Source organism: Zoogloea sp. LCSB751 (assembly GCF_002028455.1).
Taxonomy (GTDB): domain Bacteria; phylum Pseudomonadota; class Gammaproteobacteria; order Burkholderiales; family Rhodocyclaceae; genus Zoogloea.
In genome coordinates, this window is record NZ_MWUM01000003.1 from 241,462 (window position 1) to 255,320 (window position 13,859).

Consider the following 13,859-nt stretch of genomic DNA (forward strand, 5'->3'; position numbering starts at 1 on the left):
CCATAGTCTGACTCAATGGCAGACGCCCTAAGCACGTAATCCGCTACCGAGGAGATACACCTCGGAGCTTCGCCCCCGGGACGCCTGAGGTTTCCGAACCACAACGGACTTGAATGCCCGCTCCACCTCCTTGCGGAACTCCTCAAAGCCCTGCCCCTGGAACACCTTGACCAGAAATTTTCCTCCAGGGCTCAAATGCTGACGGCCGAAGTCCAGGGCCAGTTCGGCCAGATGAATCGAACGCGCCTGATCGCTCGATGGAATCCCCGAGATGTTCGGTGCGATGTCCGACATCACCAGATCCACACCCCGACCTTCCAGCTGCGCCTCGAACCGGGCAACGAACTCCTCGTCGTGAAAATCGCCCTGCATGAAGACGACCCCATTGATCGGCTCGATCGGCAACAGATCGAGGGCAAAGACCCGCCCCTGCTCGCCAACCCGCCCAATCGCAACCTGACTCCATGAACCCGGGGCTGCTCCTAAATCGACAACCACCATGCCGGGGCGGATCAACTTATCCTTTTCGTCGATCTCGATGAGTTTGTATGCCGCTCGCGCACGCCACCCTTCAGACTTGGCGCGCTGCACGAACGGATCATTTACATGCTCCATCATCCACGATTTACTGGTCTTGCTACGTTTCATCGCGGTACAATTACGCCCTTTTTTCAATGAGTTGCAAAATGATTGAACTTTCGCCCGCGCAGCGCCGCGCATTTCGCGCTCAAGCCCACCACCTTCATCCCGTGGTCAGTGTTGCCGGCAATGGACTGACCCCCGCCGTACTCAAGGAAATCGATCATGCACTGCAGGCTCACGAGCTGATCAAGATCCGCATCTATGGCGATGACCGCAGCCTCCGAGAATCCATCCTCGCCAGCGTTTGCACTGAACTCGGGGCTGCTGCAGTACAACATATCGGCAAGACTCTGATCATCTGGCGGGAAAAGCGTGAACAGGAAAGCTCGCATGCCGCGGTTGCAGACAGGCCGAAAAAATCGCCGGCCAAGGCAAAATCAGCCAAAGCACTGTCGTCCCATCGCGGCATCGCGTCCCTCAAGAAGAATGCTGGCCCCAAGAAGGATTATTGGTTTCCCTCCCAGGGCAAAGGACCACGACGCAATCGCGACGACGCCTGAACAGAGTCGATCAGCGCAGCTCCCTGCCCTGCCAGGCGACCAGCAGCAAACCCAGCAGACTCTCCACCAAATAGACAACACTGGAAACGCCGTGCCAAGCCATAAAACGGCTACGCAGGGCGCTTTCCATAACCTCCCGCGGCAAAGAGTCGGCCTTGAGTTGCGCCAGTATCGGCTGGATCCCGAAATGGCCGGCCAATGTCAGCAGCAGCATCAAGAAAACCACCCAAAAAACGCCGCTCTTAAAGGCCGCACCATTCTTGCGAAGCGCCAGAAACACCAGCAGATAGCAAGCTGAAACGACCCCCAGCCATGCCACATAGGTAAACATCTCCCCCGCCAATCGCCCAGCAAGGGCCCGGTCGTCGAGCAATCGGAACAAAGTGGGCGCAGCGAGGTAGCCGATCGCCCATAGCGCTCCGACCCACAGAGTGATCAGAGTGCTATAGACGTATTCAGCAAATCGGGGCATGGGCTCAGGACTACTCGTAACGGACGTCGATCAGCTCAAGCTCACGGACGCCACCAGGCGCCTGCACCTCGGCGACATCCCCTGCAAACTTGCCGATCAAGGCGCGGGCGATAGGAGAGCTGATCGCGATCTTGCCAGCCTTGATGTCAGCCTCATCATCCCCGACGATCTGGTAGGTCACCGATTCGCCGTTATCCAGATCCTCGAGCTCCACCGTGGCACCGAAGACGCACCGCCCATCCGCGTCGAGCAGCTTGGGGTCGATGATCTGGGCGTTGGAGAGCTTCCCCTCCACTTCCCGGATACGCCCCTCGATGAAACCCTGGCGCTCCTTGGCTGCGTCGTACTCGGCATTTTCGGAAAGATCGCCATGGGAACGTGCCTCGGCAATCGCCGCAATAACGTCCGGACGCTCAACTGTCTTCAGGCGGTGCAACTCCTGACGCAGCAGCTCTGCGCCGGCAACGGTCAGCGGTACCTTGTTCATGCCTTCACCAGCTCGCCGTGGAGATTCTGCAGGGAATAAGCCTCAAGACCCACCAGATGACGCATCCCCATGCAGGCCGCACGCGCACCTTCGATCGTCGTGTAGATGGTGACCTTCGCCGCCAGCGCGCTGGTACGAATCGAACGGGAGTCCGTCACCGCCTGGCGCTTTTCCTCAACGGTGTTGATGACAAGGCTGATCTCGTTGTTCTTGATCATGTCCACAATGTGCGGACGCCCCTCATTCACCTTGTTCACCGCGGACACGGGCAAGCCGGCAGCGGAAATCGCCGTGGCGGTACCACGAGTGGCGACGACGGAAAAGCCCAGATCGATCAGCTCGCGCGCCACCTCGACCGCCTTGGGACGATCCGTGTGCTTAACGCTGATGAAAGCCTTGCCGGAAGTGGGCAAACGGACGCCCGCGCCGAGCTGGCTCTTCACGAAGGCTTCGGCAAAAGTGCGGCCAACGCCCATGACTTCGCCGGTGGACTTCATCTCGGGCCCAAGGATGGTGTCGACACCCGGGAACTTGACGAAGGGGAACACGGCCTCCTTCACGGAGTAGTACGGCGGCACGATCTCACCGACAACGCCCTGGTCGTCGAGGCTGCGACCGGCCATGCAGCGAGCAGCGATCTTGGCCAACGGCAGGCTGCAAGCCTTGGAGACAAACGGAACAGTCCGGGAGGCGCGGGGGTTCACCTCAAGCACATACACCACGGCGTCATCACCGTCACCCTGGATGGCAAACTGGACGTTCATCAAGCCGCAAACGTTCAGCGCGCGTGCCATCGCTTCAGTCTGGCGGCGCAACTCGTCCTGCAGCTTTTGCGAGAGCGTGTAAGGCGGCAGGGAACAGGCGGAGTCACCCGAATGGACGCCAGCCTGCTCGATGTGCTCCATGATGCCGCCGATCATGACGCGCTTGCCGTCGGACAGGGCATCCACGTCCACCTCGGTCGCGTCGTTCAGGAAGCGATCGAGCAGAACTGGAGAATCGTTGGAGACCTTGACGGCCTCGCGCATATAGCGCTCGAGATCCTTCTGCTCATGGACGATTTCCATCGCCCGACCACCCAGCACATAGGACGGACGTACCACCAGCGGATAACCGATCTCGGCCGCCAGGCGCACCGCGTCTTCCGGCGTACGGGCGGTGCGGTTGGGCGGCTGCTTCAGGCCCAGTTCGAACAGCAGCTTCTGGAAGCGCTCACGGTCTTCGGCAGCGTCGATCATGTCCGGGCTAGTGCCGATGATGGGCACGCCGTTGGCTTCGAGCTCACGGGCACGCTTCAGCGGCGTCTGGCCACCGAACTGAACGATCACGCCGACCGGCTTCTCGACGGCGACGATCTCGAGGATGTCCTCGAGGGTCAGCGGCTCGAAGTACAGGCGATCCGAGGTGTCGTAGTCGGTGGACACGGTTTCCGGGTTGCAGTTGACCATGATGGTCTCGTACCCGTCTTCGCGCATGGCCATCGCGGCATGCACACAGCAGTAGTCGAACTCGATGCCCTGGCCGATACGGTTCGGACCGCCACCCAGCACCATGATCTTCTTGTTGCTGGTCGGCAGCGCCTCGCACTCGTCCTCATAGGAGGAGTACAGATAGGCGGTAGAGGTGGCGAATTCAGCGGCGCAGGTATCCACGCGCTTGAAGACCGGGCGTACGCCGGCGGCATGGCGATGCAGGCGCACGGAGGTTTCGTCGGTGGCCAGCAGCTTGGCCAGGCGACGGTCGGCAAAACCCTTGCGCTTAAGTTCGCGCAACTCGGCCGCATTGATGCCCTTGAGGGAGCGGCCCACCAGGGACTTCTCGGTCTTGATGATGTCTTCGATCTGGATCAGGAACCACGGATCGATGCGGGTCAGCGCATGCACCTGCTCAAGCGTCATGCCTTCGCGGAAGGCCTGGCCCACATACCAGATACGCTGGGAGCCCGGCTCGCTCAGTTCGCGCTCAAGGTCGTCCTGATCGGCTTCGACCTCATCCAGGCCGTAGGCGCCGGTTTCGAGGCCGCGCAGGGCCTTCTGGAAGGACTCCTGGAAAGTGCGGCCCATGGCCATCACCTCGCCCACCGACTTCATCTGGGTGGTCAGGCGATCATTGGCCAGCGGGAACTTCTCGAAGGCGAAGCGCGGGATCTTGGTGACCACGTAGTCGATGGACGGCTCGAAGGAAGCCGGCGTCGCCCCACCCGTGATGTCATTCTTCAGTTCGTCGAGGGTGAAGCCGACGGCCAGCTTGGCTGCCACCTTCGCAATCGGGAAGCCAGTCGCCTTGGAGGCCAGCGCGGAGGAACGCGACACGCGCGGGTTCATCTCGATGACGATCATCCGACCGTCCTTCGGGTTGATCGCGAACTGCACGTTGGAACCGCCGGTATCCACGCCGATCTCGCGCAGCACCGCGATGGAGGCGTTGCGAAGGATCTGGTATTCCTTGTCGGTCAGCGTCTGGGACGGTGCCACGGTGATGGAGTCACCGGTGTGCACGCCCATCGGATCCAGGTTCTCGATGGAACAGACGATGATGCAGTTGTCCGCAGTATCACGGACCACTTCCATCTCGTATTCCTTCCAGCCGATCAGCGACTCTTCGATCAGCAGCTCGTTGGTCGGCGACGCTTCCAGACCGCGCTTGCAGATTTCCGCAAACTCTTCCGGGTTATAAGCGATGCCGCCGCCGGTGCCACCGAGGGTGAAGGACGGGCGGATAATGACCGGGAAGCCGATGTCAGCCTGCACCTGCAGGGCCTCTTCCATGCTGTGAGCAACGCCGGAACGCGCGGAGCCCAGACCAATCTTGGTCATGGCGTCCTTGAACTTCATGCGATCCTCGGCCTTGTCGATGGCCTCTTCCTTCGCACCGATCAGCTCGACACCGAACTTCTCGAGCACGCCGTTGCGCGCGAGGTCGAGGGCACAGTTGAGCGCGGTCTGACCGCCCATCGTCGGCAGCACGGCATCCGGCCGTTCCTTCTCGATGATGCGCTCGACGACCTGCCAGGTGATCGGCTCGATGTAGGTGACGTCGGCCGTTTCCGGATCCGTCATGATGGTGGCCGGGTTGGAATTGACCAACACAACCTTGTAACCCTCTTCACGCAACGCCTTGCAGGCCTGCGCGCCGGAGTAGTCGAATTCACAGGCCTGGCCGATGATGATCGGGCCGGCACCGATGATGAGAATGGTCTTGATGTCTGTACGTTTGGGCATGGTTCTTCAGAGACTGGGAAGCGGTTGATCGATAACTGGTGCGTCGCGGCGCACCACCGTGACGATCGGCTTCAGCCCCTCGCCTCCATCAGCGAAATGAATCGGTCAAACAGATAGGCCACGTCGTGCGGGCCGGGGCTGGCTTCCGGGTGCCCCTGGAAGGAGAAGGCAGGCACATCGGTGCGCGCCAGGCCTTGCAGGCTGCCGTCGAACAGCGATACGTGGGTTACCCGCACGTTGGCGGGCAGCGTTGTCACATCTGCGGCAAAACCGTGGTTCTGGCTGGTGATCAGCACCTGACCGGAATCGAGATCCTTTACCGGATGGTTCGCGCCGTGGTGGCCGAACTTCATCTTCATAGTCTTGGCTCCGGACGCCAGTGCGAGCAGCTGATGACCCAGGCAGATGCCGAAGGTCGGAATACCCTTTGCAAGCACCTGCTGGATCGCCTCGATGGCGTAGTCACAGGGCTCCGGATCACCAGGCCCATTGGACAGGAAGACGCCGTCCGGATTGAGGGCCAGCACATCCGCAGCGGGGGTCTGGGCCGGCACCACCGTCAGGCGGCAGCCACGCTCGGCCAGCATGCGCAAGATGTTGCGCTTGACGCCATAGTCGTAGGCCACGACGTGGAAACGCGGGTTTTCCTGGGCCACATAACCGGCGTCCAGGCGCCACTCGCCATCCGTCCAGGGATAGGACTCGGTGGCGGACACGACCTTGGCGAGATCCATGCCGGCGAGCCCCGGGAATGCCCGGGCTTGCGCCAGCGCGGCCTCCACGTTCAGTTCGGCAGCCGTCGCCGCGGTGACGATACAGCCGCTCTGGGCCCCCTTTTCACGCAGGATGCGCGTGAGCTTACGGGTATCGATCCCAGCGATCGCGACGATGTTCTCAGCCTTGAGATAGGCATCCAGCGATTGCTCGCTACGCCAGTTGGACGCCACCAGCGGCAGATCACGGATCACCAAGCCGGAAGCAAAAACCTTGGCTGCTTCATTGTCTTCCCGATTGATGCCGGTGTTTCCGATGTGCGGATAGGTGAGCGTGACGATCTGGCGACAGTAGCTCGGGTCGGTGAGGATTTCCTGATAGCCGGACATGGAGGTATTGAACACCACCTCACCGACCGTTGAACCAATTGCCCCGATGCCTTTGCCGTAGAACACCGTCCCGTCGGCAAGAACAAGAATGGCGGGCGGGAAAGCTGACACGGCGAACTCCTCAAAATCTTGTGATTGAACGACTGACATGCGTAGCCCAGGCTACACATGAAAAACGGGATCGCCCTGAAGGCCATCCCGTAAGAAACTTTCTAATTATAGCCTGAGGCCGCCCTTTCGGGCAAACTCGACTGTAGGAATACCGACAAAACTAAGTCACCTTCCGTGACTTGCGCAGCACGCCGGCCAGACCACCGAGCGCGCCCAGCAGCTCAGGCAGCTCGCGCCGAACGGCAGCCCCGTCTTCGTTCTTCCCGGCCAGCTCCAGACGCTGCGCGGCGGAGACGACCGCTTCGGCATTGAACACCCCCGCCGACCCCTTGATGGAGTGCGCCAAGTTACGAATGCTTGCAAAATCGTCACTGCGCTGCGCTTGCTCAAGGGACTTGCGGTTACGCTCCAGATCGTTGAAGAACAGCGCGATCAGCTGTTGCAAAGCCGTATCGTCGCCATCGAGAAGCTCCAGCGTTGCAGCCAGATCAGCAACGTCGGAACCCGCACCGAGATCAATGCACCCCCCGCCCCCGTCACCCTCCTGCTCGCCAGTACCCGCCGCGCCCATAACGCGCTCGATCACGGCAAACAACTCGGCTGGCTTGATGGGCTTGGCAATGTAGTCATCCATCCCGGCCATCAGGCAACGATCTCGATCCCCCTGCATCGCATGCGCCGTCATGGCAATGAGCGGCGTAAACCTCCACTGACCGCCGGCCGCCCAACTGCGCCGGGCTTCGCGCGCCCGAATCGCCTGCGTCGCCTCAAAGCCCCCCATGACCGGCATCTGGACATCCATGAGAATCAGGTCGAAACGCCCATTGTCAAAGAAATCGACCGCCTCCTTGCCGTTCGATGCCAGCGTGATCGAGTGCCCCGCCTTCTGCAGCATTTTGACGGCCACGGTCTGATTGACCGGGTTGTCCTCCACCAGCAGGATGTCGTACGCCCTCCCGGAGCGGGCCGCTGCGAACGAAGCCGCCGCCGGCTCATAAACCAGGCAACGCGCCTCCGCCGCCACGCCCCCCTGAAGTGACAAGCGCAGCGCGTCGACCAGGTCCAGCTCAGAAAACGGCTTGATCAGGCGCGCACCTACCTTATAGTGCTCGCACTTCACCGAATCCCCGCGCTGCGTATTGGCATCCAGCATCATGATCAAGCGATCCAGCCGCGGCCAGCTTTTGATCAGCTTCTCGGCCAATGCGTAGCCGCCTGGAGCTGGCATCGCCGCATCCATCAACAGCCAATCATACGGCGCGTCCCCCTGCTGAGCAGCCGCCAGCAACCCAAGAAGCTCCTCGCCACTGGCAGCCTCCCTGAACTCGAGGCCCAAAGTCCTGAGTTGCGCGCCAATACAACGACGCAGCGCCGCGTTTCTGCCCGCCACCAGGACACGTCGCCCGCCAAAGGACGGCCGCTCTTCCTCCCCCTGCTGAGCCACGTCGACATGCACGGTAAAGCTGAAGGTACTGCCCTTGCCGAGCTCGCTCGACACCGAGATCGAGCCCCCCATCAGCTCGACGATGCGCTTGCAGATTGCCAGCCCCAACCCGGTTCCGCCATATTTCCGGGTTGTGGATTCATCGGCCTGGGAAAATGCGCCGAAAATAGTTGCGTGTTTGTCCTCGGCAATCCCGATCCCTGAATCGCGAACATCGACATCGAGGATCGCATCGCGCGCATCCTGCAACCGGGCTCGAACGACGACCTCCACTTCCCCTTTGTCGGTGAACTTGATCGCGTTTCCGACCAGATTGGTCAGCACCTGTCGTAGACGGGTAGGATCCCCGATCAAGGCTGCAGGAACCTCGGGGCTCACATAGTAAAAACACTCGATACCCTTCTGGTACGCCCGCAGAGCCAGCGATTTCATGGTGTCGCCAAGCAGGCCGCCCAAGGAGAACTCCACTTGCTCAAGGCTCAAGCGCCCGGCCTCGATTTTCGAGAAATCGAGCACATCATTGATGATGCGCAGCAGGGAGTCGGCTGAGCTCTTGACGGTATTAAGATACTCCCGCTGCTCGTCATCCAGCCGCGTGTCGAGCGCCAGTTCCGTCATGCCAATGATGCCGTTCATGGGCGTGCGGATCTCGTGGCTCATGTTGGCCAGGAAATCGCTCTTGGCACGATTGGCAGCCTCGGCCTGCTCCTTCGCGTGGAGGAGCTCCAGCTCGGCGCTTTTGGCGTGGGTAACATCCCGATATATACCCATCATACGAGCCCAGCGACCATCGCCCCCACGCCCGCTCGCCCGCCCCTTGACCAGAATCCAGCGCCAGCTGGATGCCTTGTCGAGAATGCGGAAATGCGCCTCGAAATGATCCAGCTCCCCACGCAGATGCGCCACCACGTGATGACGCAGCAACTCGCGGTCATCCGCATGAATCAAGGGCGTCCACGACGAAAAATCGCTGGACAGCTCTGCGGTGCCATAACCGAGCATTTCCTGCCAGCGCGCATCCATCACCACCGCACCACTGACGAGATCCCAGTCCCACAGACCGCCCTCGGTATTCTGCATGGCGAGATTCAAGCGCTCCTGCAGGTCTCGCGCCTCGCGCTCCGCAGCATCCCGGGACAACAGCAACCCTTGCAGAATCCCGAGGATTTCACCGGTCGACGCGTCCTGGATATTGCCCACCGGCCCGAGCCTCCACGCGGCAACAAAAGCCCGGAGAGCCCGCCCGAGCTCGGCGTCAGAAAGACTGGGAGTGATCGCTGGAGCAGTCAAATTGGCGACCTCAAGAGGACGAAGAGACGTGAGGGCAGCGCCCTCCCCGCCCCTACTTGGCTCCCCACCTTAACGGCAAGGCGCCGAGCTGCTTGAACTACGGCAATCAGCCTACTTCAGGCCAAGAACATCCTGCATGTCGAACAGTCCCGACTTGCGTCCGGCGATGAAGCGCGCCGCCCGCAAACTCCCCAGCGCGTAGGGCATGCGACTGCCCGACTTGTGGGTGATCTCGATGCGCTCGCCGATTCCTGCAAACAACACCGTGTGGTCGCCCACGATGTCCCCACCGCGCACAGTCGCAAAACCGATGGTCTGGCCGTCGCGCTCCCCGGTCACGCCCTCGCGCCCATAGACGGCGCACGACTCGAGGTCACGTCCTAGTGCCGATGCAACCACTTCCCCCATGCGCAGTGCGGTTCCAGACGGAGCATCAACCTTGAGACGGTGATGTGCCTCGATGATCTCCACGTCGTAGCCTTCGTTGAGAATCCGGGCAGCCACGTCCAGCAACTTGAAGACCGCATTCACCCCCACGGCCATGTTCGGCGCGAACACGACCGGAATACTCTGTGCAGCAGCGCCGATCGCCGCCTTTTCCTCGACAGAAAACCCGGTAGTCCCGATCACCATTCCGCAACCAGCGGCACGTGCCAGCTGAAGATGATGCAGCGTACCTTCCGGACGGGTGAAATCGATCAGGCAATCCGCCTGCGCCAGTCCGGCCGACACATCGCTGGTGATCGCTACACCACAAGGCGAGCCCACCAAGTCCCCGGCATCCTTGCCGATAAAAGTGCTCTCCGGCCGCTCGAAGGCTGCCGCCAGGACAACCTCAGGATCCTTCAGGGTTGCCTCGATCAGCATCCGCCCCATTCGACCAGAGGCGCCGGCAATCGCGATACGAACTTGAGTCATGAAAATTCCGGAATAAACGTATTAACAGGTTGCACCAAGCCCACCTCCCGTCAGGGTTGCGGAGGCACCTCGCCAGAACGGACATCGCCCTCCAGACGCGCCAGCTGGCCGCCCTCGAAAATCACGGTCAGGCGGCGCTCCTGCAAGCTGCCTTTGCCCGGCTGATAACGGTAGACGTAATCCCAGCGGTCGGCATGGAAGACATCGGTCACCAGCGGCGTCCCAAGAACAAAACGCACCTGATCACGCGTCATGCCGGACTTGAGCTGGGACACCATTTCCTGGGTCACGAAATTGCCCTGCCGGACATCGATTCTGTAGGGCTTGAAAAAGTCGCCGACGGCGGTACAACCGGAAAGACCGGCAACCAGCAGAGCAGAAAGGAACAGTTTGCGCATGGCGTTTCAGGAAGGCGGAACGGACATCGGCCAGAAGGCCGCATTCTCAAGGTTGGTCTGAAACTATATCATACGGGGCTGGCCGGGCTTTCGGCCGCCGCATTCAAGTTTTCGGGGCTCTCCCATGTCCAGTAATTCGCAGAATCTCAAAAGTATCGGCCTCAAGGCTACCTTCCCACGGCTCAAGATCCTCGATCTGTTCCAGAAGGTGGAGAATCGCCACCTGACGGCGGAAGACGTCTATCGACAACTGATCGCCGAAGACATGGATATCGGGCTGGCCACCGTCTATCGTGTGCTCACGCAGTTCGAGCAGGCCGGCCTGCTCGAACGCCACTACTTCGAGTCTGGCAAGGCCGTCTTCGAACTCAACGAAGGGCACCACCATGACCATCTGGTGTGCCTTCAGTGCGGCAAGGTGGAGGAGTTCTTCGACCCCTCCATCGAGGAAAGGCAAAACCGGATCGCGGAAGAGCGCGGCTTCGTCGTTCGCGAACATGCACTCTACCTGTACGCGGACTGCAAGAAAGATCCCTGCCCCAACCGCCCCGGTAGCGGCCCAATCTCCAGCACATGAACGCCAGGAGACTCAGCCGGCCCGCTGCAGGCCCAGCATCTCGGCCGCATGATCGCGAGTGGTATCGGTGATATGCACCCCACCCAGCATGCGGGCGATCTCCTCGATACGCTCTGAAGACCGCAAACCTGTTACACGGGACAGCGTCTGACCGTCGCGCGTTTCCTTCGAGATGGTCCACTGCCAATCCGCCTGCGCCGCAACCTGGGGCAGGTGGGTCACGCACAACACCTGGCGCCCCCCCCCCAGTTGCTTGAGCAGGCGCCCGACGATCTCCGCGACGCGCCCGCCGATACCGACGTCGACCTCATCGAAAATCAGCGTTGGTGTAGCCGCATTCCGGCTCGCAATGACCTGGATGGCCAGACCGATCCGCGACAGCTCCCCACCTGACGCGACTTTGGCAAGGGATCGAAGCGGCTGACTGGCATTCGCCGTGACGAGGAACTCGACAGTCTCAAGCCCGCTGGCGCACCCCCCCTCCACTGGCCTGACAGCCACTTCAAAGCGCGCACCAGCCATCGCCAAGGACTGCATGGCGTCGGTTACCGCCGCCGACAAGGCATCGGCTACGCACCGACGCTCGACGGAAAGCTGCCCGGCGGCGGCCATGAAACGCGCCTTGGCCGCAGACTCTTCCCGAGCCAGCGCCTCCGGGTCTGCCTGCCGCGTGAGTCGCTCCAGACGCAGCACACTGTCGGCCAGCAAATCGGACAACGCCTCGGGCGCCACCTTGTGCTTGCGCGCCATGCCGGTTACCGACTGAAGGCGCTGATCGATCTCAGCCAGGCGCGCCGGATCCACATCGAGCCTGTCCCGATAGCGGCGCATGGCATGCAGCGCCTCGTCGAGCTGAATGCTCGCCCCACCCAACAGCTCCTGAACATCGGCAAGCTGCCCATCATGCTGCGCCATGTCAGTCACCCGTGCGAGCAGGCGATCGAGCTGCGAAACCAGCGCATACTCACCGTCAGCCAGCCCTTCCAGCACCTCTGCGCTGCCCGCAATCAGGCCCGCCGCGTGGGCCAGACGGGTTTGCTCCTGGTTGAGCGCACCCCACTCCTGGGGATCGAAGGCCAGCTCACGCAATTCACTGACCTGCCAGGCCAACAGCTCACGCTCCCTTTCGGTGGACAAGGCACCATGCTCCGCCGCCTCCCGGGCGCGCCTCAAGGCAGACCAGGAACGATAAAGCTCGGCCACCTCTGCGGCCCTGCCAGACAGCGCGCCATGAGCGTCCACCAGTTCCAGCTGTGCATCCGTACGCAACAGTGCGTGGTGAGCATGCTGCCCGTGAATGTCCGCCAGCCACTCCCCGGCCGCCCGCATCTGGGCCAGCGCCACAGGGACACCGTTAAGCCATGTCTTGGAACGCCCTCCGCTATCGATAACACGGCGCATCAGCACGGAGTCCTCACCGGAATCCAGTTCCTGTTCAACCAGCCAGTCCCGCAATCTCCCGTCTTCAGGGAGACCGAACTCGGCCACGATCTCCGCCTTTGCCTGCCCGGTCCGAACGACCCCGCTCTCGGCCTTGCCGCCCAAAACCAAGCCCAGCGCATCGAGCAGTATCGATTTGCCCGCTCCCGTCTCGCCGGTTAATGCACCGAAACCGGCCTCAAAGTCGAGCTCGAGCTGATCAACGATTACAAAGTCGCGAATGGAAAGATGACGCAGCATGAAAACAGGAAGGAAATTGAGCGGGATTAGCCGTGGCGGGGCGCGGAGCTCCAGTGCAGCTTTTCACGCAGCATGGCGAAATAACTGTAGCCCGCGGGGTGCAGCAGACGTACCCGGTGGGGCGAGCGGGTAATCTGCAAGGTATCGCCCGCGCGGGTGTCGTAACGTGTCTGACCGTCGAAATGTACGCGGGAATCGTGCGGTGGCAGCAGGACAATTTCGATGCGGCAACGATCCGGCAGCGTGATCGGGCGCGCCGTCAATGCATGGGGGCACATCGGCACCAGAGCGATGCCATCTACGCTCGGGTGCAGTATCGGACCGTTGGCAGACAGGGCATAGGCCGTAGAACCGGTCGGCGTCGAAATGATCATGCCGTCCGAACGCTGCGTATAGACGAACTCTCCGTCGATACGCAGATCGAACTCGATCATGCGACCGAGATCCCCCTTGTTGACCACCACATCGTTGAGTGCCACCGTATGAAACACACGCTTTCCGCTACGGAGCACTTCTGCGTCGAGCAGCACGCGGCTCTCTTCCGAATAACGGCCTTCGAGCACCTCGCTGATCTTCTCCTGCGCAACGTCCCGGGAAATATCGGTCAGGAAACCGAGCCGCCCCTGATTGACCCCAACCAGCGGCACCTCGTATTCCGCCAACCGGCATGCACTATTGAGAAGCGTGCCATCGCCCCCAAGTACGACGGCAAGATCAGCCTGGACCCCGATTTCTTCATAGCTGGCAACGGGGAAGCCCGCCGTCAGGCCAGTGGAACTTGCCGTCCCCTGTTCGATCAGCACCTGGAGCCCCAGGCTGCGCAAATGATTGGCCAGCCGAAGCACCGCCTCAGCCACCTCGGGGCTCTGATACTTACCGATCAGCGCAATCGTCTTGAACTCACAGGTCATGCGCCGATTAAACCACATTATTCATGGGCGTCGCAGGCCACCACGGCAAAACAGGACAGCCCGGCACCATTCATGCTTCTCATGAGCGCCTCCCTTCCTTAGAAT

At 61.3% G+C, this 13,859-nt stretch carries 12 protein-coding genes; 2 read left to right on the forward strand and 10 right to left on the reverse strand.

The window, feature by feature from the left end; translation table 11 throughout:
- Positions 1 to 27 precede the first annotated feature (27 nt).
- Entirely contained in the window at positions 28 to 648 is a 621-nt protein-coding gene (locus B4920_RS05610; RefSeq protein WP_079433629.1) for an RlmE family RNA methyltransferase, read from the reverse strand.
- 38 nt (positions 649 to 686) lie between these two features.
- On the opposite strand from B4920_RS05610, the gene B4920_RS05615 reads away from it, so the two are divergent.
- Positions 687 to 1,142: a YhbY family RNA-binding protein gene (locus tag B4920_RS05615; RefSeq protein WP_079433630.1), complete on the forward strand. Its 456-nt coding sequence runs from the start codon at positions 687 to 689 to the stop codon at positions 1,140 to 1,142.
- 10 nt (positions 1,143 to 1,152) lie between these two features.
- On the opposite strand, the gene B4920_RS05620 is transcribed toward B4920_RS05615, so the two are convergent.
- From B4920_RS05620 to B4920_RS05650, 7 genes are all read right to left on the reverse strand, one after another.
- Positions 1,153 to 1,614 carry a DUF4149 domain-containing protein gene (locus tag B4920_RS05620; RefSeq protein WP_079433631.1) on the reverse strand — a complete coding sequence of 154 codons (462 nt, stop codon included), beginning with the start codon at positions 1,612 to 1,614 and terminating at the stop codon, positions 1,153 to 1,155.
- 10 nt (positions 1,615 to 1,624) lie between these two features.
- Complete coding sequence (gene greA / locus B4920_RS05625; protein ID WP_079433632.1) at positions 1,625 to 2,101, reverse strand: transcription elongation factor GreA; 477 nt, start codon at positions 2,099 to 2,101, stop codon at positions 1,625 to 1,627.
- Positions 2,098 to 5,322, reverse strand: a complete 3,225-nt coding sequence (carB, locus tag B4920_RS05630; RefSeq protein WP_079433633.1) for a carbamoyl-phosphate synthase large subunit — start codon at positions 5,320 to 5,322, stop codon at positions 2,098 to 2,100. Before carB ends, greA begins: the two co-directional genes overlap by 4 nt.
- 71 nt (positions 5,323 to 5,393) lie before the next feature.
- On the reverse strand, positions 5,394 to 6,536 hold the full coding sequence (carA, locus tag B4920_RS05635; protein WP_079433634.1) for a glutamine-hydrolyzing carbamoyl-phosphate synthase small subunit: 1,143 nt from the start codon (positions 6,534 to 6,536) through the stop codon (positions 5,394 to 5,396).
- A gap of 160 nt (positions 6,537 to 6,696) precedes the next feature.
- A complete protein-coding gene (locus tag B4920_RS05640) occupies positions 6,697 to 9,180 on the reverse strand; it encodes a response regulator (RefSeq protein ID WP_088179389.1) in 2,484 nt (827 codons plus the stop codon).
- A 201-nt stretch (positions 9,181 to 9,381) separates the two neighbouring features.
- Positions 9,382 to 10,188, reverse strand: coding sequence for a 4-hydroxy-tetrahydrodipicolinate reductase (dapB, locus tag B4920_RS05645; protein WP_079433635.1), 807 nt, complete (start codon positions 10,186 to 10,188; stop codon positions 9,382 to 9,384).
- Between the two features lie 50 nt (positions 10,189 to 10,238).
- Positions 10,239 to 10,586 (reverse strand): outer membrane protein assembly factor BamE, encoded by a 348-nt coding sequence (locus B4920_RS05650; protein ID WP_079433636.1) that lies wholly within the window; start codon positions 10,584 to 10,586, stop codon positions 10,239 to 10,241.
- Between the two features lie 124 nt (positions 10,587 to 10,710).
- Here B4920_RS05650 and fur point away from each other — a divergent pair, with 124 nt between their 5' ends.
- Complete coding sequence (gene fur / locus B4920_RS05655) at positions 10,711 to 11,163, forward strand: ferric iron uptake transcriptional regulator (RefSeq protein ID WP_079433637.1); 453 nt, start codon at positions 10,711 to 10,713, stop codon at positions 11,161 to 11,163.
- Between the two features lie 12 nt (positions 11,164 to 11,175).
- Here the strand turns inward: fur and recN are convergent, their stop codons facing one another.
- Positions 11,176 to 12,843, reverse strand: a complete 1,668-nt coding sequence (gene recN / locus B4920_RS05660) for a DNA repair protein RecN (protein ID WP_079433638.1) — start codon at positions 12,841 to 12,843, stop codon at positions 11,176 to 11,178.
- Between the two features lie 26 nt (positions 12,844 to 12,869).
- On the reverse strand, positions 12,870 to 13,754 hold the full coding sequence (locus B4920_RS05665) for an NAD kinase (protein WP_079433639.1): 885 nt from the start codon (positions 13,752 to 13,754) through the stop codon (positions 12,870 to 12,872).
- Between the last annotated feature and the right edge of the window lie 105 nt (positions 13,755 to 13,859).